29 protein-coding genes are annotated in these 25656 nt (G+C 42.7%); all 29 read right to left on the bottom strand.

Features of this window, described 5'->3' with window-relative positions; translation table 11 throughout:
• Positions 1–8: 8 nt before the first annotated feature.
• A complete protein-coding gene (locus V6B33_RS09240) occupies positions 9–773 on the bottom strand; it encodes a ribonuclease HII (protein ID WP_442915511.1) in 765 nt (254 codons plus the stop codon).
• Positions 774–877: 104 nt separating this feature from the next.
• Positions 878–1744 carry a ribosome biogenesis GTPase YlqF gene (ylqF, locus tag V6B33_RS09235; protein ID WP_334217455.1) on the bottom strand — a complete coding sequence of 289 codons (867 nt, stop codon included), beginning with the start codon at positions 1742–1744 and terminating at the stop codon, positions 878–880.
• A 24-nt stretch (positions 1745–1768) separates the two neighbouring features.
• On the bottom strand, positions 1769–2308 hold the full coding sequence (lepB, locus tag V6B33_RS09230; protein WP_334217454.1) for a signal peptidase I: 540 nt from the start codon (positions 2306–2308) through the stop codon (positions 1769–1771).
• A gap of 189 nt (positions 2309–2497) precedes the next feature.
• The gene (gene rplS / locus V6B33_RS09225; RefSeq protein WP_032088854.1) at positions 2498–2842 is read right to left on the bottom strand and encodes a 50S ribosomal protein L19; all 345 of its coding nucleotides are present in this window, start codon (positions 2840–2842) and stop codon (positions 2498–2500) included.
• Between the two features lie 134 nt (positions 2843–2976).
• A complete protein-coding gene (trmD, locus tag V6B33_RS09220; RefSeq protein ID WP_334217712.1) occupies positions 2977–3711 on the bottom strand; it encodes a tRNA (guanosine(37)-N1)-methyltransferase TrmD in 735 nt (244 codons plus the stop codon).
• On the bottom strand, positions 3711–4229 hold the full coding sequence (rimM, locus tag V6B33_RS09215; protein WP_334217453.1) for a ribosome maturation factor RimM: 519 nt from the start codon (positions 4227–4229) through the stop codon (positions 3711–3713). Before rimM ends, trmD begins: the two co-directional genes overlap by 1 nt.
• 17 nt (positions 4230–4246) lie before the next feature.
• Positions 4247–4633: a YlqD family protein gene (locus V6B33_RS09210; protein ID WP_334217452.1), complete on the bottom strand. Its 387-nt coding sequence runs from the start codon at positions 4631–4633 to the stop codon at positions 4247–4249.
• Positions 4634–4818: 185 nt separating this feature from the next.
• On the bottom strand, positions 4819–5052 hold the full coding sequence (locus V6B33_RS09205) for a KH domain-containing protein (RefSeq protein WP_334217451.1): 234 nt from the start codon (positions 5050–5052) through the stop codon (positions 4819–4821).
• A 12-nt stretch (positions 5053–5064) separates the two neighbouring features.
• Positions 5065–5337 carry a 30S ribosomal protein S16 gene (rpsP, locus tag V6B33_RS09200; protein WP_032088859.1) on the bottom strand — a complete coding sequence of 91 codons (273 nt, stop codon included), beginning with the start codon at positions 5335–5337 and terminating at the stop codon, positions 5065–5067.
• Between the two features lie 118 nt (positions 5338–5455).
• Positions 5456–6799: a signal recognition particle protein gene (ffh, locus tag V6B33_RS09195; protein WP_334217450.1), complete on the bottom strand. Its 1344-nt coding sequence runs from the start codon at positions 6797–6799 to the stop codon at positions 5456–5458.
• Between the two features lie 12 nt (positions 6800–6811).
• Positions 6812–7144, bottom strand: coding sequence for a putative DNA-binding protein (locus V6B33_RS09190; RefSeq protein ID WP_334217449.1), 333 nt, complete (start codon positions 7142–7144; stop codon positions 6812–6814).
• Between the two features lie 105 nt (positions 7145–7249).
• Entirely contained in the window at positions 7250–8236 is a 987-nt protein-coding gene (gene ftsY / locus V6B33_RS09185; protein WP_334217448.1) for a signal recognition particle-docking protein FtsY, read from the bottom strand.
• 13 nt (positions 8237–8249) lie between these two features.
• Positions 8250–11819 (bottom strand): chromosome segregation protein SMC, encoded by a 3570-nt coding sequence (smc, locus tag V6B33_RS09180; protein ID WP_334217447.1) that lies wholly within the window; start codon positions 11817–11819, stop codon positions 8250–8252.
• Between the two features lie 11 nt (positions 11820–11830).
• Positions 11831–12577, bottom strand: coding sequence for a ribonuclease III (rnc, locus tag V6B33_RS09175; RefSeq protein ID WP_334217446.1), 747 nt, complete (start codon positions 12575–12577; stop codon positions 11831–11833).
• Positions 12578–12758: 181 nt separating this feature from the next.
• Positions 12759–12992 (bottom strand): acyl carrier protein, encoded by a 234-nt coding sequence (gene acpP, locus V6B33_RS09170; protein WP_032088865.1) that lies wholly within the window; start codon positions 12990–12992, stop codon positions 12759–12761.
• 105 nt (positions 12993–13097) lie between these two features.
• Positions 13098–13841, bottom strand: coding sequence for a 3-oxoacyl-[acyl-carrier-protein] reductase (gene fabG, locus V6B33_RS09165; RefSeq protein ID WP_334217445.1), 744 nt, complete (start codon positions 13839–13841; stop codon positions 13098–13100).
• The gene (gene fabD, locus V6B33_RS09160) at positions 13842–14786 is read right to left on the bottom strand and encodes an ACP S-malonyltransferase (RefSeq protein ID WP_334217444.1); all 945 of its coding nucleotides are present in this window, start codon (positions 14784–14786) and stop codon (positions 13842–13844) included.
• Complete coding sequence (plsX, locus tag V6B33_RS09155; protein WP_334217443.1) at positions 14779–15774, bottom strand: phosphate acyltransferase PlsX; 996 nt, start codon at positions 15772–15774, stop codon at positions 14779–14781. The genes fabD and plsX overlap by 8 nt, the downstream gene beginning before the upstream one ends.
• Positions 15775–16356: a transcription factor FapR gene (fapR, locus tag V6B33_RS09150; protein WP_334217442.1), complete on the bottom strand. Its 582-nt coding sequence runs from the start codon at positions 16354–16356 to the stop codon at positions 15775–15777. It abuts the gene before it with no gap.
• Positions 16357–16449: 93 nt separating this feature from the next.
• The gene (gene recG, locus V6B33_RS09145; RefSeq protein ID WP_442915492.1) at positions 16450–18501 is read right to left on the bottom strand and encodes an ATP-dependent DNA helicase RecG; all 2052 of its coding nucleotides are present in this window, start codon (positions 18499–18501) and stop codon (positions 16450–16452) included.
• Positions 18488–19381 carry an L-serine ammonia-lyase, iron-sulfur-dependent, subunit alpha gene (gene sdaAA, locus V6B33_RS09140; protein WP_334217441.1) on the bottom strand — a complete coding sequence of 298 codons (894 nt, stop codon included), beginning with the start codon at positions 19379–19381 and terminating at the stop codon, positions 18488–18490. The genes recG and sdaAA overlap by 14 nt, the downstream gene beginning before the upstream one ends.
• A 51-nt stretch (positions 19382–19432) precedes the next feature.
• On the bottom strand, positions 19433–20095 hold the full coding sequence (gene sdaAB / locus V6B33_RS09135; RefSeq protein ID WP_334217440.1) for an L-serine ammonia-lyase, iron-sulfur-dependent subunit beta: 663 nt from the start codon (positions 20093–20095) through the stop codon (positions 19433–19435).
• Positions 20096–20189: 94 nt separating this feature from the next.
• The gene (locus V6B33_RS09130; RefSeq protein WP_334217439.1) at positions 20190–21854 is read right to left on the bottom strand and encodes a DAK2 domain-containing protein; all 1665 of its coding nucleotides are present in this window, start codon (positions 21852–21854) and stop codon (positions 20190–20192) included.
• Positions 21855–21869: 15 nt separating this feature from the next.
• Positions 21870–22232 carry an Asp23/Gls24 family envelope stress response protein gene (locus V6B33_RS09125; protein ID WP_034755738.1) on the bottom strand — a complete coding sequence of 121 codons (363 nt, stop codon included), beginning with the start codon at positions 22230–22232 and terminating at the stop codon, positions 21870–21872.
• Positions 22233–22425: 193 nt separating this feature from the next.
• Positions 22426–22614: a 50S ribosomal protein L28 gene (gene rpmB, locus V6B33_RS09120; protein ID WP_172249843.1), complete on the bottom strand. Its 189-nt coding sequence runs from the start codon at positions 22612–22614 to the stop codon at positions 22426–22428.
• 588 nt (positions 22615–23202) lie between these two features.
• Positions 23203–23283 (bottom strand): stage V sporulation protein SpoVM, encoded by an 81-nt coding sequence (gene spoVM, locus V6B33_RS09115; protein WP_032088878.1) that lies wholly within the window; start codon positions 23281–23283, stop codon positions 23203–23205.
• 101 nt (positions 23284–23384) lie between these two features.
• A complete protein-coding gene (locus tag V6B33_RS09110) occupies positions 23385–24041 on the bottom strand; it encodes a thiamine diphosphokinase (protein ID WP_334217438.1) in 657 nt (218 codons plus the stop codon).
• Between the two features lie 61 nt (positions 24042–24102).
• Positions 24103–24756: a ribulose-phosphate 3-epimerase gene (rpe, locus tag V6B33_RS09105; RefSeq protein WP_334217437.1), complete on the bottom strand. Its 654-nt coding sequence runs from the start codon at positions 24754–24756 to the stop codon at positions 24103–24105.
• A 3-nt stretch (positions 24757–24759) separates the two neighbouring features.
• The gene (rsgA, locus tag V6B33_RS09100; protein WP_334217436.1) at positions 24760–25641 is read right to left on the bottom strand and encodes a ribosome small subunit-dependent GTPase A; all 882 of its coding nucleotides are present in this window, start codon (positions 25639–25641) and stop codon (positions 24760–24762) included.
• Between the last annotated feature and the right edge of the window lie 15 nt (positions 25642–25656).

The following is a 25656-nucleotide window of genomic DNA, read 5'->3' as shown; positions in this document are numbered from 1 at the left end:
TGACTCCCTTATCGTTTCATGTATATGTCTCTTACAGGGGCAAAACTCTTTCTGTGAATTGGTGTGACACCATATTGTCCCAAACCCTCTAAATGCCTTTTCGTCCCGTAACCAGCGTTTTGGTCAAATCCATATCCAGGGTAAATTAAAGCATAATCTTTCATGAGCTTGTCACGTGTCACTTTGGCAATGATGGAAGCTGCTGCGATGGATACACTTCTTGAATCACCCTTTATGATTGATTCCTGCGGGTAAGGGGTATTCAGTTTCATTGCATCAATCAACAGATAATCAGGCTTGATTCGAAGATTGGCGACGGCTTGATGCATCGCTTTCTTAGTGGCTTCATATATATTGATGATGTCAATTTGCTCTGCATCAATCATTCCGATTCCAATTGAGTCTGCCTTTTCCCTTATTACTTCATAGAATTCATTTCTTTTTACTTCCGAAAGCTTTTTACTGTCGTTTAAACCAGCAAGATAAAAATCTTGCGGCAATATGACTGCAGCTGCTACGACCGGTCCGGCCAAAGGCCCCCTGCCAACTTCATCTATACCTGCAATCTCTGAAAAACCTTGCATGAACAACTTGTGCTCAAAGATAGTCAGATTGGAAAATTCCTCTTTTTCCAAATTCCGTTTTTGAAGATCCCGATTGTATTGTTCAATGATTTTTTGAACACCTTTTCTATTATCTTTTTTTAACTTCCTGAGCAGCGGATCGCCTTCTGACATATTTGCTGCGAGTGACTTTATCTCTTTAATTGTCATGTCCTTTGTATCCAATTAAGCATTCTCCTTTTATATCGGAATCATTCAACAAAAATAAAGAGGCGTCATTAAAGAGAAAACGTCTCTTTAAGGAGCCTCAATCATTATTCTTCGTCACTTAGAATCTCTTCAATCATATCAAAGGTCATTGGGCCGAGCTGGACATTCCTAATGTCACGTATGATCACTTCTGAGGTTTTATCATAATCGACTTCCCCTCCGCCCATTAAGCATCCGCGCTTTTTCCCGACTGCGTCGAATTTATCGAGGATCTCTTCGGGTATCACTTCAAGCCCGTAGCGCTCCTTTAATCTCTCGGGATAATGGAGCTCAAGAAACTTCAATCCATATACCGCTATATCCTGCAGATTTAGGATTGTGTCCTTAATTGCACCAGTCAGAGCAAGTTTATAGCCTACCCGTTCATCCTCGAACTTTGGCCAGAGAATACCAGGGGTATCAAGAAGTTCAAGTTCTTTCCCCACCTTTATCCATTGCTGAGCTTTTGTCACTCCGGGAGTATTTCCTGTTTTAGCTATATTTTTTTTTGCCAGACGATTGATCAATGTAGATTTCCCAACATTCGGGATACCGACAATCATCGCTCTGATTGCACGGGGTCTCATCCCCCTGGACTTCATACGGTCAAACTTCTCTATCAGAATCTCTTTCGCAGATTGAACGATAGAGTGCAGGCCTTTCCCGCCCTGTGCGTTGACAGCCAGTGCTGTGATTCCCTGTTCTTCAAAGTAGGCAATCCACTGATTCGACCTAACCGGATCCGCCATATCTGCCTTATTCAGAAGGACCAGTCTCGGCTTCTGTCCGATAATTTCTTCAATCATTGGATTTCTGGAAGATAAGGGAATCCGTGCATCAACAAGTTCGATGACGATATCGACCAGCTTTAACTTCTCGGTTACTTGCCTGCGGGCTTTAGCCATATGTCCCGGGAACCATTGTATCGTCATATGACCACCTCCAAACTGCTTTAATTATTTCACCAATCCCATATCTTTAACAGGCCAATATATGAATTTCGTATCACCGATCACTTCTTCAAACGGAACTGTTCCAATGTGGCGGCTGTCTTTACTGAATCGACGGTTGTCACCCATGACAAAGATCTGACCTTCAGGAACGGTTTCCCTGTCTATGATATCTTTCAAAGAAAAATCTTCAGTTAACGGCCCGTCACTCACCTGGTTTTTGTATTCTTTTAAGTATGGCTCTTTATAAGCTTTCCCGTTCACGTATAGGGTATCATTCTTATATTCTATTTTATCCCCGGGCAATCCGATTACCCGCTTAATATAATCTTTTTGTTCAGGAGCATGGAACACCACAATATCGAAGCGTTCAGGTTCACCAAGTTTACTGACGATCATTCGATCTCCGTTATGTAAGGTAGGCATCATTGATAACCCGTCTACTACGATTGGGGCAAATAAGAAATATCTGATGATCGCTGCCAATCCAACGGCAATCAGCAGAGCCTTCATCCACTCCCACCATTCGTTCTTCTCTTTCGCCAACACATCCACCACCCAATGTAATTTCCTTTCCTTATCTATTCTACTAGAAAAACCATTATTTCTCATCCAAAAAGGAGGAATTACTCCATTAGCCCCAACCTCTCCGAATCAAGCAGAGAGTCAATTATGTACGCTGTAAACAAGAAGAAAAGGAGCTTGTCTCCAAGCTCCTTTTCCAATCGTTCTTGATTATCGAATTTCCTTGATACGAGCCGCTTTACCGCGAAGGTTACGCAGGTAATAAAGTTTCGCACGACGGACTTTACCGCGACGAATAACTTCAAGTTTAGCGATCTTTGGTGTGTGTACAGGGAATGTACGCTCAACACCTACACCGTAAGAAATTTTACGAACAGTGAAAGTTTCGCTGATACCGCCACCACGGCGTTTGATTACTACTCCTTCGTAGACCTGAATACGTTCACGAGTACCCTCAACGATGTTAACGTGTACACGTACTGTATCACCAGGACGGAAAGATGGTAGATCAGAGCGAAGTTGTTCTTTAGTAATATCTTCGATTAATTTGTGCATCTTTTTCAACTCCTTCCAACAGATGCTCTTACAAAAGCAATGGATTGCAGCGGAACATCGGGATCATGGCAATGTGGATAACTCCTCAAGCCACAAAGAATATATTAACATATTGAATGACAGGAAGCAATAGATTATCTGGACTTTTCCCATTCCTCTATCCATTGTTTTTGTTTATCCGATAGAGAGTGATTATCTAATAGATCCGGTCTCCTTTCAAATGTCCTTCTTAAACTTTCTCTGTCTCTCCATTCTTCAATCAATCGATGGTTTCCGGAGATTAGTTCAACCGGTACTTTCATTCCCCGGAAATCTGCCGGACGTGTGTAATGAGGGTGCTCTAGAAGCCCTGAAGAAAACGAATCCAGAATCGGTGAATCTTCATTACCAAGGACTCCCGGCAGCAGCCTTACTACACTATCGATAACCACCATCGCTCCCAGCTCTCCACCAGTCAACACGTAGTCACCGATTGAAATTTCATCCGTGACCACATGTTTGCGGATTCTCTCATCATATCCCTCATAATGACCACAAATGAAGATCAGATGCTCTTCTCTTGCTAATTCTTCAGCCTTTGCTTGAGTATAACGTTCCCCTTGAGGACACATCAGGATGACACGTGGTTGCGTGTCATTTCCCTTTTTAAGGCTATCGACTGCATCGAATATCGGCTGTGGTTTGAGGACCATTCCTGCCCCCCCGCCATACGGATAGTCATCCACCTGGCCGTGCTTGTTGTCGGCATGTTCGCGGAAATTGACTACATTATACTCAACAGCCTGCTTTTCACAGGCTTTCTTCAGGATGGACTCTCCGAAAATCCCCTGAAACATGGCAGGGAAAAGTGACAATACATCTATTTTCATCATGAAAGCAACCCTTCAAGAGGCTCTATCGTTATACAACCTTTTTTAATATCGATTTCTTTCACAACATCCTCTATATAGGGAATCAAATGCTCTTTGCCTTTCTCGCCCTTCACCACCCATACGTCGTTCGCACCCGGGCTCAGGATCTCTTTAATCGTACCTATCTCATCTCCCTGGACGGTTACGACTTTACAACCGACAATCTCATGATAATAATATTCACCTTCTTCGAGATCCTGCAATTGTTCTTCCGGAACTTTCAGAATACCTTCTTTGAATCTTTCCACCTGATTGATGTCGTTGAAGCCTTCGAACTTTAAGAGATCAAAATTCTTATGTGTTCTGTGAGATTCAATGATTAACGAAACAGGTTCTTTCTTATTAGGCAGAAAAAGGTGAAGGCTATTCCCTTTTTGATAACGTTCCTCAGCAAAGTCAGTGCTTGAAACAATCTTTACTTCACCTTTGACACCATGAGTATTGACGATTTTACCTACATTAAACCATTTTTCCATACTTCCACCTCTTGTTGTCACCGAATTTCTTTTACGATTCCATCTTCTATTATGATTGTTTTCAACAATGTCTCTTCATCCCAATTGTCACCAACTTGAATATCTATCATACCCTGAACTTCTTTCTCTTTCAATTCACTGCCAATGGGCAGGATATCCAGCTGCTCCAACTGAAAATCCAACAGTTTGATTTTCTCAAGTTTATCATTCATTTCCTTCTGAAAGTGCTGGCTTAATTTGTGGGAAGGATATTTTTTTGATCGTTCGATTTTTTTCCATTCGAATTGAAGCTGTTCAAATTCCCTTTTTAATTGGTGTTTTTGATTTTCATATCGTTTTGAAAGGTCTTGTTTCGTTCTGTTTGTCAGTATTTGTTTTACGGTGATCGTATGTATAATATTCAAACGTTCGTCCCCTCCTTATTTCACCCCCAGAGATGACTTGATGAAGGGCATTTTCTTAGGGAGATTCCTTTTGCATGTGTTTTAAGATATGAAAAAGGGGACTGACTTGATAAGGCTTTATGAACCTTTCTTCGGGTCAGTCCCCTGCTCTTAAAGAGTGGGTTGAATGCGGTTATTCACCGGTGTCATTCAACAATCTCCAAGAAGATTTTCTTCTGTTGTGAAGATCCTGCTGCAGCGTATACCACAGTTCGAATCGATTTAGCTACTTTCCCTTGTTTCCCGATTACCTTTCCCATGTCTTCAGGATGAACAGACAACTTATACGTTATTCCATTTGTTCCTTCTTCGATATCGATATGAACATCTTCAGGCCGGTCGACTAAGGGTTTCACAATCGTTAGAATAAGATCATTCATCGATCAGATCGATTACTTGCTGTTTTTAGCATTGTGGAATTTTTCCATAATGCCTTGTTTTGAGAATAGGTTACGAACTGTGTCAGATGGCTTGGCACCATTTGATAACCATTTAAGAGCAAGCTCTTCGTCGATTTTTACTTCAGCTGGCTTGGCAACCGGGTTGTAAGTTCCAACTGTTTCGATTTGACGTCCATCACGTGGTGAACGAGAATCTGCTACTACGATACGATAGAAAGGAGATTTTTTTGCTCCCATACGTTTTAATCTGATTTTAACTGCCATTATTAAAGCACCTCCGAATAGTTTCACACAAGTTAGTATGATATCAAATGTCTAATTTGTTTGTAAAGGTTTTTTTCTTAACAGTTCAATTTTTTTTAAGAAAATTGAACTGATTGCCTTACATAAATGGGAATTTCATCCCTTTTTTCTTACCTTTTCCCTGCATTCCGCTCATTTGTTTCATCATTTTTTTCATGTCCTCGAATTGTTTAAGCAGTCGGTTCACTTCCTGGATGGATGTTCCGCTACCTTTCGCAATCCGCTTACGACGGCCTGCATTGATTGTTTCCGGGTGAATCTTTTCATTCTTAGTCATCGATTGAATGATCGCTTCGACGTGACTGATCTGTTTGTCATCCACCTGAAGCTTATCCAGACCCTTCATCTTGTTCGCTCCAGGCATCATTTTCAATAACTCATCGAGTGGACCCATCTGTTTCACCTGACCCAATTGTTCCAGGAAATCGTCAAATGTGAAAGACATGGTGCGCATTTTTTGTTCCAGTTCTTTGGCTTTATCTTCATCAACATTGGCCTGCGCTTTCTCGATTAGAGACAGAACATCGCCCATGCCGAGAATTCGTGAAGCCATACGTTCAGGATGGAATGGCTCAAGTGCATCCATCTTCTCACCCATACCGACAAACTTGATTGGTTTATCAGTGACAGAACGAATCGATAAGGCTGCCCCGCCTCGTGTATCACCATCAAGCTTGGTTAATACAACACCGGAAATTCCCAGCGCCTCGTTAAAACTTTGAGCAACATTGACAGCATCTTGACCCGTCATGGCATCCACGACAAGGAAGATTTCATCCGGATTTGAGAGTTCCTTGATTTCTTTCAACTCTCCCATCAGATTTTCATCAATATGCAGCCGGCCAGCTGTATCAATCAATACATAATCGTGATGTTCTTCCCTTGCTTTTTCAATTGCCTGCTTGGCAATTTCAACCGGGCTTACTTGATCGCCCAATGAGAAAACAGGTAAGTTAAGCTGATTCCCGATTGTTTCCAGCTGTTTGATCGCAGCAGGGCGGTAGATATCAGCAGCCGCCAGCAAAGGTTTGCGGTTATGTTTCTTTCGAAGCAGATTTGCAAGCTTTCCAGTGGTAGTCGTTTTACCGGCACCTTGTAACCCGACCATCATAATCACGGTCGGAGGTCGTTTCGCAACAGCAATATGACTTTGTTCACCGCCCATTAATTCAGTAAGCTCTTCTTGAACCACTTTGATGACTTGCTGTCCGGGTGTCAGGCTTTTCATGACTTCCTGCCCGACAGCACGTTCACTTACTTTCTTAACGAATTGCTTAACCACTTTAAAATTTACGTCTGCTTCCAGGAGAGCAAGACGAACTTCACGCATCATTTCTTTAACATCCGCTTCTGAAATCTTACCTTTGCCGCGGATTTTCTGAATCGTTCCTTGCAGTCGGTCGGCTAATCCTTCAAATGCCATTCATGCCGCCTCCTAATCCAATATTTCAAGATCATCAATGAGTTTCAGACTGACAGAAGAATCGATTGATGAATCTTCTAAATTTTTTCTTAATTGAGCAAGAATCTCGTTGCGTTCTTGAAATTTATTAAATAATAAAAGCTTTTCTTCGTACTCCTCCAGCATTGCCTCTGTACGTTTGATGTTATCATAGACAGCTTGTCTCGACACATTGTATTCTTCGGCAATTTCACCCAGAGAGAAATCATCCAGGTAATAGAGGGACATATAGCTTCTCTGCTTAGGAGTTAACAAAGATTGATAAAAGTCGTAGAGATAATTCATTCTTGTTGTTTTCTCTAACACGATATCCCTCCTTGTTAAGTGAAAAACCTTTACATATGAAGAATACAGATTTTATGCGCTTTTGTCAAGGTTACTTACTATTTCTTTGTATGGTTTTAGTTTAATTTAGTCTTCTTTATCTACGAGGTTAGAAAACAGTCCGTAAACGTATTTTTCTGCATCGAATGGCTGGAGGTCATCCATTTTTTCTCCGAGTCCGACGTACTTGACGGGTACGTTAAGTTCATTACGGATGGCGAGTACAATTCCGCCTTTGGCTGTGCCGTCAAGCTTTGTCAGGACGATGCCTGATACATTTGTAGCTTCTTTGAATGTCTTCGCCTGGATCATCGCATTTTGTCCTGTTGTAGCATCGAGGACAAGCAATACTTCATGAGGTGCTCCCGGAATCTCCCTTTCAATGACACGCTTTACCTTTTCCAATTCCTTCATCAAGTTTACTTTGTTTTGCAGTCGTCCTGCTGTATCACAAATAAGGATATCGGCCTTTTTGGCTTTGGCAGATTGAACAGCATCAAACATGACCGCTGCCGGGTCACTCCCTGCAGCCTGCTTGATGACGGGAACCCCGACTCTTTCTCCCCAAACTTCCAATTGTTCGATTGCGCCGGCACGGAAGGTGTCACCGGCTGCCAGCACAACATTCTTTCCTTCTTCCTTGAACATATGAGCCATTTTTCCGATTGTGGTGGTTTTCCCTACTCCATTCACTCCGACAAATAGAAGGACGGTCAACTCATTCTCTTTAATATTCAGGGAGCTGTCGTCATCATGTTCACCCTGATAAATCTCTACAAGCTTCTCTGAGATGACCGGCTGGATATCTTCTGTATCCTGAATGTTGCGGCGTTTCACTTCCATCTTCAACTCATCAATCAATTCCATGACTGTATCGAAGCCTACATCAGCTCCAATCAGAATTTCTTCAAGCTCCTCGAAAAAATCCTCGTCTACTTTACGATAGCGGGCTACAAGGTCATTCACTCTTGTAGTGAAATTATTTCTTGTTTTACTTAATCCATCTTTAAACTTCTCGGTTACATTATCACCGGACGTGGTAAATTTATCTTTAAGCTTCTTGAAAAAACTCATCTTCTACACCTGCCTATTTAGTTTCAAGTAATTCATGAGACTCCTGCAGCCTTACAGATACCAGCTTAGATACCCCGGATTCCTGCATAGTGACCCCATAAAGCACATGCGCCTCTTCCATCGTCCCTTTTCGATGTGTGATCACGATAAACTGGGTATCGTCACTGAATCTCTTCAAATATTGACTGAAACGCTGCACATTCGCTTCATCCAAGGCTGCCTCTACTTCATCCAGAATGCAAAATGGCACTGGACGTATTTTCAAAATCGAGAATAAGAGAGCGATCGCTGTCAGCGCTCTTTCCCCTCCGGACATAAGACCCAGGTTTTGAAGTTTCTTACCGGGAGGCTGTGCGACAATATCGACACCTGTATTGAGCAGGTCTGAAGGATCCGTGAGTTTAAGCTCGGCCCGACCTCCTCCGAATAGCGCTTTAAACACCCCTTCAAACTCAACCTGTATGGCGGAAAATGTCTGATCGAAGCGCTTGATCATTTCTGTATCCATTTCATTGATGACTCTGTACAGCGTGTCTTTTGCTTCAGTCAAATCTTCTTTCTGTTCCAGAAGAAACTCGTACCTTTCCTTGACACGATCATACTCATCGATAGCCCCAATATTAACCGAACCCAGTTCTTCAAGGGCAAGTTTGACAAGTTTCACTTTTTTGCGTGCCTCTCCCACTTCAATGGTCAGCGGGTAGTCTTCCTTCGCGGCTTCAAACGATAGCATGTATTCCTCGCGAAGATGATTCAAGCGGTTCTCGAGCTCTACATCGAGACGATTGATCTTCACTTCCTCATCTCTTAATGCTGTCACAAGCCCCTTATGCTGACGCTTTACTTCTTTAAGTTCAAGCTCTTCATCATCAACCGACTCTTGTAGTTTCAACCGATCTTCACGACGGATTGATATAAGTTTTGTGGTTTCTGTTTTTTGTTCGGCACATTTTACTGCCTTTTCTACAAGTTGTTTTTCTCCTGAAAAGTTGTCTTTCATTTCCGTTTGAAGCCACTCGAGGTCATCTTTTAGTGCTTTTAACCTCTTTTCTGTTTCAGCACGGTTTGCTTCCAGACGCTGCAATTGCTTACGGGTATTGACAAGCTGTTCGTTCCGGGCAGCAAGGTTTGCTTTCAAGTCGCTGATTTCACCCGATAAAACGTCTTTTGATGTCCGTTCAGAATTCTTTTGCCGTGTTAACTCTTCAATTTTCTTATCCAGATCATAAATTTCCAATTTGATGTTTTCTAACATACTCTTTAATTCTTTTGATCTAATATTGTGTTTTTCTGTGATTGACGTAAAGTCTTTCTTCTCCAAGTCGTATAGAGATAGTCTTTCATCCATGTTTTGCCGTGATAAATCGTTTTCCCGCAATTGCGACAGAATTTCCTGTTCTCTCATGCGAAGACGCTCACCGGAAACTCTCATTTCTTCAAGTTTTCTTTCCCTGAACGCACTCTCGTCTTTAAGGGATTTAACCTGGACTTGAAGCTGTTCAGTTTGAATTTCCATGGCAGAAAGCTTTTCTTTCATTTCTTCCAGCTCGCCTTTTCTGGAAAGAAGTGAGTTCTTCTTCTGCTTGACAGTGCCGCCGCTCATCGAACCGCCTGGATTTACAACGTCACCATCAAGAGTCACAATTCTGTAGCGGTATTGGATCAACTTCGCGATTTCATTAGCACCCTTCAAGTCTTTAGTGATGAGCACATTCCCGAGTAAATTGGACATGATCATCCCGTAGCGTGTATCAAAACTAATTAAGTCGGATCCGATCCCAACGAAAGAAGGATGCCCTTTCAACATTGAAAGCTGTGCTACCGGAATGGATTTCCCCCTTATCACATCCATCGGTAGAAATGTTGCACGTCCATACTGGTTCTTTTTCAGGTAGGCTATTGCTTTCCGTCCGTCTTCTTCAGCAGAGACGACAATATGCTGCATCGAGGCCGCCAGAGCTGTTTCCATAGCTGTTTCATATTGTTTTGGAACATTGACAAGCTCCGCTACAGCCCCTTCAATTCCAGTCAGAATAGTATCCCTTGCTTTCAATACTTCTTTCACACCCTGGAAGAATCCTGAGTAATCATCTTCCATCTCTTCAAGCATTTCTTTTCGGGATTTTGCCTGCTGCAAGTATTGAAAAGCCTGATAAAGTGTCTTTTCCTGCTTTTCATATTTGTTTCTTACAGATTCCAGCTGCTTCTGCTCCGCGCGGTATGAATGTATATGCCCGTCTATCTTTTCTTTCTGCTTCTGCAGTTCTTTCGAAAGCTCTTTATGATTTTGTTGAAGCTCATCACGCTGTTGAACATATTTTTCATTCTCAGCTTCCAACCGGCCGCTTCTGCTTGATTGTTGTTCCAGCTGCTGCTGCAAATACTGGATTTCATTTTTTGCAGCTGCCTGTTGATTCAGCTTTTCAATATAGTCACTTTTATACGATTCGATGATTTCTTCAATATTTTCACTGTAATGCAGAAAGCGGCTTTGCTTCACAGACAGCTCCTGTTTAAGGACGTTAACATCAGCTTCAATTTTCTGAAAGTCCTTTTGGAGAATGTTCTTTTCAGAAGAAAATTGATTTAATTGGACTGTTGTTTCTTCAATCGTCTGTTTTAATTGTGTTTCATTGGTAGATGAATTTTTCTTTCGCTCGATTAATACTTGCTTTCTTCCCTCAAGTTTTTCAAGCTCCTCACTTGTAGAAAGAAGAACATCCTGCAGGTCTGTGATGGATTCATCAAGCGCAGCAATTTTTTGTCGGGTTTGAGCAAGTACCGATTCCTTCTTTTGAACCCGTGCGGAAAGAGCAAGCTCTTCCCTTCCATGCTGTTCAAAATCGATACTCAGCTTTTCCCATTGTTTATGTAGATCCTCAATATCATAAACAGTAAGAGCGACCTCGAACTTCTCGAGTTCTTCCTTTTTTTCAAGATAGTCCTTTGCCATTGAAGCTTGGATCTTTAAGGGCTCTACTTGTCCTTCAAGTTCATGGAGGATATCATTTACACGATTCAGGTTCTCCTGTGTCTCAAAAAGCTTCGATTCTGCTTTCTTTTTCCTGGATTTATATTTCAATACTCCAGCAGCTTCTTCAAAGATGGTTCGTCTTTCCTCCGGCTTGCTGTTCAGTATTTCCTCTACTTTCCCCTGACTGATAATGGAGAATGCTTCTTTCCCAAGTCCAGAGTCCATAAATAATTCGATGATATCTTTCAATCTGCATGGCTGCTTATTCAACAGATATTCACTGTCTCCTGAACGGTATACCCTTCTAGTTACACTGATTTCACTGTAATCGATCGGCAACGCACCATCTTCATTGTCCAGTACCAACGTGACCTCTGCTATATTCAGTGCTTTTCTCGATTCACTTCCGGCAAAAATGACATCTTCCATTTTAGAACCGCGAAGACTTTTGGCTGATTGCTCGCCTAACACCCAACGGACCGCATCGATGATATTGCTTTTCCCGCTGCCATTCGGTCCAACTACAGCAGTGACTCCCGGTACAAACTCTACCGAGATTCTTTCTGCAAAAGACTTAAACCCCATTACTTCCAGTTGTTTGAGGAACATCTTCTTTCCTCCTAATTAACGTCTAACGTTTGTTTTAACTTTTCAAGTGCTTTTTGCGCAGCCTGCTGCTCCGCTTCCTTCTTTGAACGTCCTTTTCCAATGCCGAGTTCTTCATCATTCAGACAGACACGTGAAATGAACTGGCGGTTATGCGCAGGTCCGCTTTCTTCAAGGATCCCATATTCAATTGATCCGGCATTGCCTCTTTGAACGAATTCCTGCAACTGACTTTTGTAATCCATCACATGAGAAAAAGCACCGATATTAATCTTTGGATAGACAACTTTATCAAGGACGCTAACTACAGTTTCAAGGCCTTGATCGAGGTATACCGCTCCGATGAACGCCTCAAAGACATCTGCCAGGAGAGCAGGTCTTTCCCTGCCGCCGGTCATTTCTTCCCCTTTTCCCAAAAGAATCAATTCTCCAAAATTCATTTCCATAGAGAATTTAACGAGTGATGGTTCACACACGATCGCCGCTCTCAGTTTTGTGAGTTCCCCTTCGCTCATCATCGGATATTTTTTGAAAAGGAATTGGGATACGGTCAATTCCAATACCGCATCTCCCAGAAATTCCAGACGTTCGTTGTCTTCATATGGTTTTCTGCGATGCTCATTCACATAGGATGAATGAGTGAAAGCTTGTTTAAGAAGCTTTTCATCTTGAAAATGTATTCCGATTTCATCTTGAAATTTCTTGAATTTCAAGTCGTTTTTTTGTCTTGATAGTCCTTTGTTTCTACTATGCTTTCGCATAAAGCACTCCACCTTGCTCTTTAGGTTCTCAATATACACTAATCAAGTTTATGATAAATAAAACAAATAATCAAAAGTTTATTTAAAGCAAAGATAAAAGACAAAAAACTTGGCAGAGGAATTCTGCCAAGTTTGAAATGGTTGAGATGCAAACGATCAAGTGCATGCATCCAACGAACGATTATGCGTTTGCTTTTATGTAGTTCACAGCATCACCTACTGTGCCAATTTTCTCAGCATCATCGTCAGAAATTTCCATGTCGAATTCATCTTCAAGTTCCATTACAAGCTCAACTACATCAAGGGAGTCAGCTCCTAAATCTTCTTTGAAAGAAGCTTCAAGAGTTACTTGAGATTCATCTACACCAAGACGATCTACAATGATTTTAGTTACACGATCTAAAACTTCTGCCATTTTTGTCACCTCCCCTCAAGTATTATAGTGTATTTCCACCAGGAATGAAAAGCATATCCGGCGATTTTTAGAAATTTCCGGTCCGCACTTATTCTGGAGCGCTAATTACATCACCATGCCGCCATCAATATGAAGAGTCTGTCCTGTAATATAAGAAGACGATTCTGAAGCCATGAAGCTTACCACTTTCGCAATATCCTTCGGATCACCGAATCGATTCAAAGGGATTAACTTTAACATTTCATTTCGTACATCTTCGGGCAGCTGATCTGTCATATCAGTAGAAATGAAACCTGGCGCAATCGCATTTACCGTTATTCCGCGGGGAGCAAGCTCTTTCGCCGCTGTCTTCGTTAAACCGATGACCCCGGATTTTGCAGCCACATAATTTGCCTGTCCTGGATTTCCGCTTACCCCTACAATGGATGAGATATTAATGATACGTCCGCTTCTTTGTTTCATCATCTGACGGGTAACGGCTTTGGTGCATAGGAACACCCCTTTAAGATTGATATTGATGACATCATCCCATTCATTTTCCTTCATACGCATCAATAAATTATCTTTGGTGATCCCTGCGTTATTCACTAGTATATCCAATGCTCCAAAATGACTGATTGTTTCTTTTACCATCGACTGTACAGATTCACTATCCGCAACATTACATTGAATCGCAAGTGCTTCTCTTCCAATGCTTTTGATTTCATCAACCACTTCATTTGCTTTCGATTCGCTGCCTGAATAATTAACGACCACATTTGCACCTTCACGGGCAAGTTCCAGGGCAATCTCTCTGCCAATCCCCCTCGAAGCACCAGTTACAATTGCTACTTTTCCATTTACGTTCATTTACGCTTCCTCCTTTAACGTTTCAATCATTTCAGTCAAGGAAGCCTCATCTTGGACTGCAAAAATTTTCACTCGACGGTTCACTTTTTTGATGAGACCTGATAGTACTTTACCCGATCCAATTTCAACAAATGTATCTACTCCGAGAGCCAACAGTTTTTCCACGGTATCTTCCCACAACACAGGTGAATAAAGCTGCTCAATCAACAGTCGTTTGATTTCCTCTGCATCAGTAACAGGTGAGGCAGTTACATTTGCAATGACAGGAACATCAGCATCGTCAATGTTCATCGAATCAAGAATCGAGACGAATTTCTCAGCAGCAGGTTTCATTAACTGCGAATGGAAAGGACCGCTTACCTGCAGTGGGATTACTCTTTTTGCCCCTTCTTCTTTGGCGCATTCTGAAGCAGCTTCTACGCCCTTTACAGTACCTGAGATCACGATTTGACCAGGGCAATTCAGATTGGCAAGACCAACCTGCTGTCCTTCTTCAGATACTCGATCTGTTATCACTTTAAGTGATTCTCTATCCATACCAAGGACAGCAGCCATGGTCCCTTCGCCGCTCGGGACGGCTTCTTCCATGAATTCCCCTCTTTTTCTCACTGCATAAACAGCATCCTCGAAAGATAAGGAACCTGCCGCCACCAATGCAGAATACTCACCTAAACTGTGACCAGCAGTGTAATCAGCTTGAATTCCTTCAGCTTTTAAACGCTGCAGGATAGCCACACTCGTGGTTAATAATGCCGGCTGCGCATTTGTTGTAAGAGTCAACTTTTCCTGTGGGCCTTCAAATATGACAGAGGATAAATCAGTACCGAGTTTTTCGTCTGCTTTTTTGAAAAAGCTTGCAACATCATCATACTTGTCTGCCAGTTCTTTCCCCATTCCAACAGTCTGAGAACCCTGACCCGGGAATACAAAAGCTAGTTTACTCATGTGCATCTCCTCCTTTTACGGCTTCTTTGATGGTATTTGATACGTCATTCTTCACCATTTCCCTTGCCTGTCTCATCGCGTTATAAAAAGCGACTTCGTTTGATGAACCGTGTGCTTTGATAACCGGGGCCTTCAAGCCGAATAACCCCGCTCCCCCATATTCGGAATAGTCCAGCATGTTTTTCATATCTTTCAAGTCACTTTTCACTAGTCCTGCTGCGATTTTGTTTTTCAATGACGTTGTAAACGTCTTTTTCAGTAGAGAAAAGATGGATAAAGCAGTGCCCTCAATCGTTTTCAAGACCATATTGCCTGTAAATCCATCGGTGATGACGACATCCGCCACACCATTCAATAAATCGCGGGACTCCACATTCCCTACAAAATGAACCGGGGTTTCTTTCAATAAGCTGAAGGTTTTCTTCGTCAGTTCATTTCCTTTTTTGTCCTCTGTCCCGATATTTAACAGTCCTACCCGTGGTTCTTCGATACCCCTTACCTTCTCGGCGTAAATACTGCCCATGATTGCATATTGAGCCAGGTGTTCCGGCTTTGCATCCACATTTGCACCCAAGTCAAGCATCAGGAAGCCTTTTCCGTCCAATGTAGGAAGAGTCGGTGCAAGTGCCGGGCGCTCGATTCCCTCAATTCTTCCCACTAGAAATAATCCAGCTGTCATTAACGCTCCGGTATTTCCTGCAGAAATACAAGCGTGAGCTTCTCCATTTTTCACAGCCTGCGCCATCATCACCATGGAAGCATTCTTCTTTCTCTTTACAGCTCGCACCGGTTCATCGGACCCTTCAATCACCTCATCCGAATGGACGATGGTTAATCGTTCATGTGAAGGAAGCCATTCTTTGATTTTGGTTTCATCGCCATATAATAAAACTTCAATATCATGGAACTCTTCAAGTGCTTTCTTCACACCAAGGACAATCTCTTTAGGAGCATGATCTCCGCCCATTGCATCAACGGCTAACTTCATCTATGCTTCATCCTTTTCCGTTTTTTTGGAGCGGTACATCTCGAAGTCCCCTGTGAAAGCAAGTTCTCCTCCGACAAAACTCTGTACCTCAACCATTGTTCGATCTTTTTCGTCTACTATATGTATGACCTTTGCCTTTGCCACTACTCTTTCACCCTCTTTTACAGGACGTGTAAAGCGAATCGTGGATTTGGCAGTCAACGCCAATTCATCATTTATTACCGCAACAGCCAATGAATTCGCCTGTGCGAAAAGATGGTGTCCTCTTGCGATTCTATTTCTCACAAAGACATGTTCAGCTCTGACATCAAAAATAGAAATCGCACTTTCATCTAATTCTATATCAATTATTTCCCCTATGACCTCTTCGATCGGCAATGATTTCACTTCATCTTCAAATGATTTTTCCGCTACGTTTTTGATTCTCTCCCGAAGTTCCGGAATTGATCGTTCCATTCGATCCAAGCGTATCGTTTGAACACTTACACCAAACCGCTCTGCCAATTCCTCATCTGTTATAAAGGGGTTCTCTTTTATTGTCTCTAATAGGTTCGCTTGTCTTTCTTTTTTCGAAAGTCTCATTATTCAACACCGTCCACTATTAGTACTAGGTACTAATAGTAGTATATAATCTAAAAAAGCAGATTGCAAGAAATAATCTTACAATCTGCCTTTCTAGTCGAGCTTTTCACCTTCCATTATTCCCGATTCTGCTAAAAATGAGCGCAATCTTTCCCATTCCGGGTCTTTCCAGAAACTTTCAGAGTTAATCAGCGATGCGGCATCGTCCCTTGCCACTTCCAATGCCCTGTAATCATGCACCATATCGGCTACTTGGAATTCAGGAAGCCCGCTTTGTTTCTTGCCAAAAAAATCCCCGGGTCCGCGCAGTTCCAGGTCTTTCTCACTCAGCACGAATCCGTCATTGGTTTCTGTCATAATTTTCATCCGTTCTTTACCGACCTCTGTTTTCGGTTCGGCCAATAATATACAATAAGATTGGTCTTCCCCCCGGCCGACACGCCCACGCAATTGATGCAGCTGCGATAAACCGAATCTTTCTGCATCATAGATCAGCATAAATGTGGCGTTCGGTACATTGACCCCGACTTCTACAACCGTTGTCGATACAAGAACCTGAAGATTATTTGAACTGAACTGTCTCATCACATCATCTTTTTCATCTGGATGCAGCCGTCCGTGCATGAGTCCTACATTATACCGTCCTTCAAAATAGACAAGAAGCTGATTGTATACATCGATCGCATTCTGGACATCCAGTTTATCGGATTCCTCTATCAGAGGACAAATGACATAAGCCTGTCTTCCCTGATCAAGCTCTTTATCCATAAACGTCAGGACTCGGGGGAGCATATCAGCTTTTGCCCAATACGTTTCGATCGCTTTTCTTCCTGCCGGCATTTCGTCAATGATGCTCACATCCATTTCACCAAAAACCGTAATGGCAAGAGTTCTCGGGATTGGGGTTGCAGTCATGAATAATACATCAGGACTTTTCCCTTTTTCTCTTAATACCCTTCTTTGATTAACCCCAAAACGATGCTGTTCATCGGTGACCACCAGTCCCAGTGATTTAAACTCCACATCATCTTGGATCAAAGCATGGGTTCCGATCAAAATATCAACTTCTCCTTCTTTTAATTTTTCTAAAAGAAGTTTTCGTCTTTTCCCTTTAACAGAACTTGTCAGCAGTGCGACTGATAAGCCCGCAGGGGATAATAGCTCACTCATCGATTCTGCATGCTGCTCAGCCAATATCTCAGTGGGAACCATGAGGGCACCCTGGTAGCCCGCTGTCACGGACGAAAACAACGCAATCGCAGCAACAACGGTCTTCCCAGATCCAACATCCCCTTGTAACAGACGATTCATCCGGTAAGGTGACTTCATGTCCGCAGAGATTTCGTTCACTACTCTTTTTTGTGCACCTGTTAACGGAAATGGCAGCGAATCCGTGAATGATTTTATTTTCCCCACATCATAATGCTGCTGAATCCCAGATGAGTGTTCTCTTTCAAACTTTCTTAGTGCCTGCATTTTCAGCTGAAACAATAAAAATTCTTCATATACAAATCTTCTCCTCGCCTGCTTCATGCCGGAAGGAGAATCCGGGAAGTGCAATTGATACAGCGCTTCTTCACGGCTCATCAATTTGTATTTTCCCAATAAAACCGCAGGCAGATTCTCAGACACTAAATAGGAATACTCGTCGAAAGCTTTTTTTATGAATTTGCTTAGTGTATTATTCTTCACATTCCCTTTCAGCGAATAGACAGGCTCGAAATCCCCCTCTTTGTTATGAGGCCCGGCTTGAAAATGCTGTACCGTTATGACTTGTCTATTCTTATCCCATCTACCTGTGACTGTGACAATATCATGAAGTGCCATCTTTTTCTTCAGATAAGGTTGATTGAAGAAAACCGCTTGAATTAAATATCTTCCAACCAGTACCCTGACCGTGAGTCTGGATTTTTTTTTGCCATAGTACATCAGTGAAGGTTCTGAATGGACTTTCCCTTCAACTGTGACTCTTTCATCATGGGCTACTTCTTCTAAATCTCTCAGCCTGTAATCCTCATAGCGGTATGGCAAATACTCCAATAGATCCAGAACGCTGTTTATCCCCATTTGATTAAACTGCTGCGCAGTTTCCTCACCAATCCCCTTAATGCTCTGGATCGTCAGCTCATCATTATGAATCTTCACGTTTATTCAGAGAAACCCCGAAAATTTTCGCTTCTAATTCCCTGCCTGTAGGAGTAGCGGCTAAACCGCCTTGAGCCGTCTCCCTCAGGGCGACGGGCATAGTTTGACCGATTTTATACATAGCGTCAATTACTTCATCGCAAGGAATACGGCTGGTGATTCCGGCAAGGGCCATATCGGCTGCGACCATCGCATTGGCCGCACCCATCGCGTTCCGTTTGACACATGGGACTTCCACTAATCCTGCTACAGGATCACATACAAGGCCGAGCATATTCTTCAATGTAATGGCCATTGCTTCTGCTGATTGAGACGGAGTGCCTCCAGCTATTTCAACAATCGCAGCCGCAGCCATCCCGCTTGCAGATCCCACTTCAGCCTGACAGCCGCCCGCTGCCCCTGAAATCGATGCATTATTCGCAACCACAAATCCAAATGCACCCGATGTAAACAAGAATCTGATCATTTCATCTTTTGATGGATTCAATTTATTTTTTACTGCAAATAATGTTCCAGGCACAACCCCTGCCGATCCGGCTGTCGGAGTTGCACAGATCGTACCCATGGCTGCATTAACTTCATTCGTTGCTACGGCTTTACTGACGGCGTCCAAAATGGTATCACCTGTTAATGATTTTCCTTTTTCGATATACTTCTGCAAGAGAACAGCGTCCCCGCCGGTCAACCCGGAGTGGGATTTAACCCCTTCCAGACCCTTTGCTACAGCTTGTTCCATCACTTCCAGATTCTTTTCCATCTGAGCATATATTACTTCGTACGTTTTACCTGTAAACTCTATCTCCTGCTCAATCATGATATCGGATATTTTTTTGTTTTGACTCTCAGCCAGTTCAATTAACTCGGCAACATTTCTAAACATGTAGAAACCCCCTTACAATGCTGATGTAAACGTTCTCATAATATGAATGATTCAATCTGATATTCTCGTTACTTGCGTGATACTAGACAATGATGAGATTTCGTCGATTACTGCATCATCGATTGGCTGATCCACTTCAATCGTCATCAACGCCATTTTTCCTTTTTCTTTTCTGGAAACATCCATATGACCGATGTTCAACTGATGTTTAGCTAATATATTTGACACAGAAGCAATCGCACCGAATCGATCATCGTGTACAACCAGAATGGCAGGATGATGGCCAGAGAGTTTCAGTTCAAAACCGTTCAGCTCGATGATTTCAACTTTTCCTCCCCCAATGGAGATGCCGACAAGTTCCAATTCACCTTCGTCGTCCCCCATCTGGATCCTGGCAGTATTCGGATGATCGGTAATCGCATCTTCTTCATGGAATTTCACTCTTATACCTTTTTTTCTTGCTTGATCGATTGAATGGATAATCCGTTCATCAAACGTATCGTAATCAAGAATCCCTCCAACGATTGCAACATCTGTTCCATGACCCTTATACGTTTTTGCAAAAGAACCATAGAATGATATCGTTACCCACTTAGGCTCGCGCCTGAATAGATTCCTCGCAATCCTGCCGATACGTGCCGCTCCGGCAGTATGAGAACTTGACGGCCCTATCATCACAGGACCAATAATATCAAAAACACTTTTATACTTCACCGCAGATTCCCCCTGTTCTTACAAGCAAACTACATTTAGTTTAACATAATATAAGGGGACAAGCGCTTTATTAGTGCCGTCCCCATTAGTCCCTTTATTCGATTGAGAATATATAGGAGTAGAGTGGCTGTTTACCGTTATGAACTTCCACTTCCACATTTTCATAATGTTCTTCTACGAATTCCTGTAAGGATTGTGCATCCTCTTCGGTCACATCTTCACCATACAGGATGGTAAGTATTTCGGAGTCTTCATCCAGCATGATATCCAGAAGTTTCTCTGCAGATTGACCACGGTCCTTTTCAGCTATCACAATCTTACCTTCTGCGATCCCCATGAAATCATCCTTCGAAATCGCCATACCGTCGATATTTGTATCTCTGACAGCATACGTGATCTGACCTGTTTTCACATGCTGAGATGCACCGCTCATCGTCTTTTTGTTATCTTCCACTGAAGACGTTGGATTGAATGCAAGTAATGCTGCCATTCCCTGGGGGACAGTCTTCGTCGGCACTACAGCAACCTCTGCACTCAGTACCTCCGCAGCCTGTTCCGCGGCCATGATAATATTTTTATTATTGGGCATGATGATGACTTTCTTTGCATTCACTTCTTCTACAGCCTTCACAATATCTTCGGTACTCGGATTCATCGTCTGCCCGCCTTCGATCACGGTCGTTGCACCAATGCTCTTAAAGAGTTCCGAAATCCCTTCCCCCATTGCAACAGTAACAATCGCGAAGTCCACTTCCTTTTTAACAGAAGGGGCTTCTGTCTTGGCCGGCCGTGATTGACCTACGATACTGCTGTGCTGCTGTCTCATATTTTCAATCTTTATATTGATGAGGCTTCCGTATTTATGTCCATAAGACAATACATTACCGGGTTCCTCCGAGTGAATATGTACTTTTGCAAGCTCATCGTCACTGATCACCAGCAGCGAATCACCAAATTCGCTTAAATCATTACGGAAGTCTTCTTCACTAAATGCCTGCTTATCATCCTCGAATTTGACCATGAATTCTGTACAGTAACCAAATTCAATGTCTTCAGTACTCATGAAATCCTGAGCTGTCTTATGATGTTCTGCACTTACAAGATCATTCATGGAAGGTAATGAGGCTTGTTCTGAGACCTTTTCTCCTTTTAATTCAGCCAGGAAGCCTTCATATACAAATAATAGACCTTGACCTCCGCTGTCTACCACTCCCACTTCCTTTAATACAGGAAGAAGGTCGGGTGTACGATCCAGTGAAGCTTGTCCTTCTTTCACGATCGCTTCCATTACTTTTATGAAATCAGTCTCATTTTGTGAAACTGCCACACCTTTTTTTGCAGCATCTTTTGCAACCGTCAGGATTGTCCCTTCCACTGGTTTCATTACAGCCTTATAAGCCGTTTCCACTCCAGTCTGTAAAGCATCCGCAAATTCTTTACTGGTTAACGAGCTTTTTCCTTCGATTGCTTTTCCAAATCCTCTAAACAACTGGGAAAGGATAACACCAGAGTTACCTCTTGCCCCCATCAACAACCCTTTAGAAAGAGCAGTAGCAACATTCCCAATATGATCTTGAGTCTTTTGCTGAACTTCCTTTGCACCTGAAGTCATTGATAAATTCATATTTGTTCCAGTATCACCATCAGGAACAGGAAAAACGTTCAGTGCATCAACCAGCTGTGCATTAGCAGACAACTTGGCAGCACCTTGAATCACCATGCCGGCAAAACGTTTCCCTTCCAAAGATGTAATCGACACAAATCTTCCTCCTCACTACGGGTTCGTTACTCGAACCCCCTGCACAAAAATATTTACTGAATCTACCGCCAAGCCGACGGTCTTATCAAGGGTATATTTAACCTTGGATTGTACGTTATGAGCAATCTCAGAAATTTTTGTACCATAGCTCACAATAATATACATATCAATATGTACTTCCTCTTCATCTTGACGGACGATCACTCCGCGAGTGAAATTCTCTTTACGTAAGATATCTGTAAAACCGTCTTTAATTTGATTCTTTGAAGCCATTCCAACAATTCCGTAGCAATCCACCGCTGCACCTCCAGCAATCATTGCAATGACATCATTTGTAATATCAATTTGTCCGTACTGCGTTTTCAATTCGATGGACATGGAATGTTCTCCCCCTTTAAATACATGCTTGGCTAAAAACATTTTACTATAACTATGCGCTTTTTGAAAGCTAAAGTATAGTCTGGGCACTATTTATGCTCAACATCTCTCATTTTTTCCAAATTACAGTCCTTTACACTTAGAAATAGAAAAAAGACGCCCTTGTACAAAGACGTCTCCCCATTTTTAAGTATTATACACGCTCAACTTTACCTGATTTCAACGCTCTCGCAGAAACCCATACTTTCTTAGGTTTACCGTCCACAAGAATACGAACTTTTTGCAGGTTAGCACCCCACGTACGCTTATTCGCATTCATAGCGTGAGAGCGAGCGTTACCAGCGCTAGCTTTACGGCCAGTTACTACGCATTGTTTTGCCATAATCTATTCCCTCCTCACTAACAAGAAGCTGAAGTACTATTTCAGTTCTACATTTCGCTTTTTTCATAAAGATACTTTAATAATTTATCACACAAGCTTCCAGAATGCAATACTACAAATTAAACCTTTCAAGAAAAAATACTTTACACCAAGAAAAGCGTAGGTGGGCGTTTTGCTCCCTCTGAAAAATGTTCTTTGGCTTTAGAGGCGCTCTTTGCCTCAAAAGCCGAAGGTTAATTTTCAGACGGGAGCAGACCACCGGAGCTGGACATGTAGAAAAGCGGAAGGGCTTTGCTCAGAGGCTGGTGGCATAAGACGAAACAGGACGGGGAGGCGTTCTTTGCCTTCTTGGCCGGTTTGGGCTTATGACATGTGCCTCTAAGCCCTGGAGCTGGACAAAAGAAAAGCGGAAGCAGCTCGTTCAGAGGCGACAAGCATAAGACAGGGCAGCCACAAAGGCGCACTTTGCCTTTTTGGATGGCATGGCTTAAGTCTCGAGCCTCTAGCCGCCGGAGCTGGACAAGTAAAAAGCCTAAGACCTTCAACACATAAAAAGAAGGCAGCACCGCGCTGCCCCCAATCTCTTCATTATTCTTTCTTGAAAGTCCCCAACATCGCTCGAACCAGCCCACCCAAGAACTTAGGTAATTTAATTGTATAAAATCGCATTCCAGTCCCTCCCCGCAATCTAAAGAACGTAATGTTTCGTTTGACATCGTTTCAGTCTATTCAAGCAGTTTCAATTAAGTACGTCTTCTTTCTTAAATGGGTCAAGAAGCTGAATCGCTGCTTCTTATCACCATTAATATGCCATTTGTAAAAGAAAAAGTACCAGATGATTGTATAAGTTCATTACTAATACATAGTGTTGAACCACGGAAAATATTCCGGTTTTTTAGCGGGTACTTAAATCCGGTGAGTGTCAATTTTTCAACAGAATCGGTTATGGGAACGAAAGAAACATACTCGCGGGAAGCCTCTTCAACTACTATATGCTCACCCGGTTTTGCGATCCAGAGATGATTTTGAATATCGATCAGTTCACACTTTATACCTGACGCGAGCAAGTCCTGCTGCATCAATAATTGGACATTGCCCATAAAGTGATCCAGCCGTCCGCCCGTTGCCCCGAATATCTTGATTGAATGAGGGTTCTGCGTTAGGACCCAATTCAAGGCAAGTTCTAAATCCGTTTCATCTTTTTCGGGCTGATAGGTGTTTACAGATTTCACCCTATCCTTGATCATAGTCCATTCATGTTCGCTTACAGAATCAAAATCCCCGAATGCCCCTTCTGGTTCGAGGTTGTTTTGCAGGAGGGTGAACACCCCCCGATCCACTCCAACCCATTTCACATATTTTGAGTGGAAAGCTTTTAAATCAGGTAAATATCTCTCAGGTCCCCCTGCGACTATACAGTATTCCATTGATTTCACCCCATTTATATAAAATAGACTGATCCATCTCTTACTGGATCAGTCTCCGTCACTATTTCGACAGTGATTTTCTTAAGTCTTCAATCGCTGCTGCTCTATTTGCCTGATTATAAATCGCTGAACCTGCTACAAACACATCCGCTCCAGCTTCGGCACAAATGGCTGCTGTTTCCGGATTGATACCGCCATCTACTTCAATTTCAAGAGATGGATTCGTTTCTTCTGCCCAGTTTCGGATCTGCCTGATTTTAGGAACGACGGATGAAATGAAGGACTGACCCCCGAATCCCGGATTGACCGTCATCAATAAGACCATATCAATATCGGATAGAATGGGTTTAACCCATTCTGCAGGTGTTGCCGGATTCAGTACGACGCCAGCTTTGACACCTTTGCTTTTAATTAATTGAATCGTCCTGTGGACATGTGGTGCCGCTTCGACATGGACTGTGATATAGTCCGCCCCCGCGTCGGCGAAAGCCTCGATATAGTTGTCCGGCTTCTCGATCATCAGATGAACGTCGAGCGGCAGATCAGTGAGCGGGCGAACGGCCTTCACCACTATCGGTCCCATCGTGATATTCGGTACGAAATGGCCGTCCATTACATCGATATGGATGTAATCAGCGCCTCCATTTTCGACGTCCTTGATTTCTTTTCCCAGATCCGCAAAGTTTGCAGACAATATGGATGGTGCTATTTTCATTTCTTAATACCTCGGCTTTCTATCTTTTATTTCTTGATGGAATGTCAGGTAATGATCGTAGCGGTAATCCGGTATGGCACCTGTTTGTACCGCATCCTTCACTGCACATTTTGGTTCATTAATGTGCAGGCAGCCCCTGAATTTACAATGCTCTGCCGCTTCTGCCATTTCAGGGAAACATTGCGGCAGTTCGTCCATTTCGATATCAGTAAACTCAAGTGAACTGAATCCTGGCGTATCCGCAACTAATCCATTGTCGATGTGAATCAATTCGACATGTCGGGTTGTGTGTTTCCCTCTCCCTAAATGAGTGGAAATCATGGCTGTCTTTAAATCCAGTTCGGGTTTGATTACGTTCAATAAAGTTGACTTGCCCACTCCGGACTGGCCGGCAAACACGGACGTCTTGCCCCTCATATAAGGAGACAATTCTTCAATTCCTTGCTCTGTTTTGGATGAAGTGGCTACCACTTCATACCCGAATGACCGGTAATGTCCCACATATTTTTCAATCTCATCAACTTCATGGGATTGAAGTAAATCCATTTTAGTAATGCAGATCAGCGGTTCGATTTGCTTGCTTTCCACCAATACAAGAAAACGGTCCAGTAACGTGGTGCTGAAATCCGGTTCACGTGCGGAAAAAACCAAAATAGCCTGATCAACATTTGCGATGGGAGGGCGCACCAGTTCATTCCTTCGTTGGAACACTTTAAGGATATAGCCTTCTGTTTCGTTTTCTGCCTGGAATTCTACATAGTCACCTACGAGCGGGGTCACTTTATTCTTCCGGAACACGCCTCTGCCTCGGCATTGAGTGACCTTTCCATCGGAAAGAACATAATAAAATCCACTTAATGCTTTGATAATTTTCCCTTCTGCCATTCGGGACCTCCTTAT

Origin of the sequence: Mangrovibacillus sp. Mu-81 (genome assembly GCF_036867415.1) — a bacterium.
Classification (GTDB): Bacteria; Bacillota; Bacilli; order Bacillales; family Bacillaceae_B; genus Rossellomorea.
Note: the sequence above shows the minus strand (reverse complement) of the source record. Positions and strands in the feature narration are given on the sequence as shown.

Excerpts from the sequence above, each read along its gene's own strand:
- V6B33_RS09240 (WP_442915511.1), bottom strand. The coding sequence starts at position 773 with ATGACAATTAAAGAGATAAAGTCACTCGCAGCAAATATGTCAGAAGGC.
- ylqF (WP_334217455.1), bottom strand. The coding sequence starts at position 1,744 with ATGACGATACAATGGTTCCCGGGACATATGGCTAAAGCCCGCAGGCAA.
- rplS (WP_032088854.1), bottom strand. The coding sequence starts at position 2,842 with ATGCACAAATTAATCGAAGATATTACTAAAGAACAACTTCGCTCTGAT.
- trmD (WP_334217712.1), bottom strand. The coding sequence starts at position 3,711 with ATGAAAATAGATGTATTGTCACTTTTCCCTGCCATGTTTCAGGGGATT.
- rimM (WP_334217453.1), bottom strand. The coding sequence starts at position 4,229 with ATGGAAAAATGGTTTAATGTAGGTAAAATCGTCAATACTCATGGTGTC.
- V6B33_RS09205 (WP_334217451.1), bottom strand. The coding sequence starts at position 5,052 with ATGAATGATCTTATTCTAACGATTGTGAAACCCTTAGTCGACCGGCCT.
- rpsP (WP_032088859.1), bottom strand. The coding sequence starts at position 5,337 with ATGGCAGTTAAAATCAGATTAAAACGTATGGGAGCAAAAAAATCTCCT.
- ffh (WP_334217450.1), bottom strand. The coding sequence starts at position 6,799 with ATGGCATTTGAAGGATTAGCCGACCGACTGCAAGGAACGATTCAGAAA.
- ftsY (WP_334217448.1), bottom strand. The coding sequence starts at position 8,236 with ATGAGTTTTTTCAAGAAGCTTAAAGATAAATTTACCACGTCCGGTGAT.
- smc (WP_334217447.1), bottom strand. The coding sequence starts at position 11,819 with ATGTTCCTCAAACAACTGGAAGTAATGGGGTTTAAGTCTTTTGCAGAA.
- rnc (WP_334217446.1), bottom strand. The coding sequence starts at position 12,577 with ATGCGAAAGCATAGTAGAAACAAAGGACTATCAAGACAAAAAAACGAC.
- acpP (WP_032088865.1), bottom strand. The coding sequence starts at position 12,992 with ATGGCAGAAGTTTTAGATCGTGTAACTAAAATCATTGTAGATCGTCTT.
- fabG (WP_334217445.1), bottom strand. The coding sequence starts at position 13,841 with ATGAACGTAAATGGAAAAGTAGCAATTGTAACTGGTGCTTCGAGGGGG.
- fabD (WP_334217444.1), bottom strand. The coding sequence starts at position 14,786 with ATGAGTAAACTAGCTTTTGTATTCCCGGGTCAGGGTTCTCAGACTGTT.
- plsX (WP_334217443.1), bottom strand. The coding sequence starts at position 15,774 with ATGAAGTTAGCCGTTGATGCAATGGGCGGAGATCATGCTCCTAAAGAG.
- fapR (WP_334217442.1), bottom strand. The coding sequence starts at position 16,356 with ATGAGACTTTCGAAAAAAGAAAGACAAGCGAACCTATTAGAGACAATA.
- sdaAA (WP_334217441.1), bottom strand. The coding sequence starts at position 19,381 with ATGTTTAGAAATGTTGCCGAGTTAATTGAACTGGCTGAGAGTCAAAAC.
- V6B33_RS09125 (WP_034755738.1), bottom strand. The coding sequence starts at position 22,232 with ATGTCCATCGAATTGAAAACGCAGTACGGACAAATTGATATTACAAAT.
- rpmB (WP_172249843.1), bottom strand. The coding sequence starts at position 22,614 with ATGGCAAAACAATGCGTAGTAACTGGCCGTAAAGCTAGCGCTGGTAAC.
- spoVM (WP_032088878.1), bottom strand. The coding sequence starts at position 23,283 with ATGCGATTTTATACAATTAAATTACCTAAGTTCTTGGGTGGGCTGGTT.
- V6B33_RS09110 (WP_334217438.1), bottom strand. The coding sequence starts at position 24,041 with ATGGAATACTGTATAGTCGCAGGGGGACCTGAGAGATATTTACCTGAT.
- rpe (WP_334217437.1), bottom strand. The coding sequence starts at position 24,756 with ATGAAAATAGCACCATCCATATTGTCTGCAAACTTTGCGGATCTGGGA.
- rsgA (WP_334217436.1), bottom strand. The coding sequence starts at position 25,641 with ATGGCAGAAGGGAAAATTATCAAAGCATTAAGTGGATTTTATTATGTT.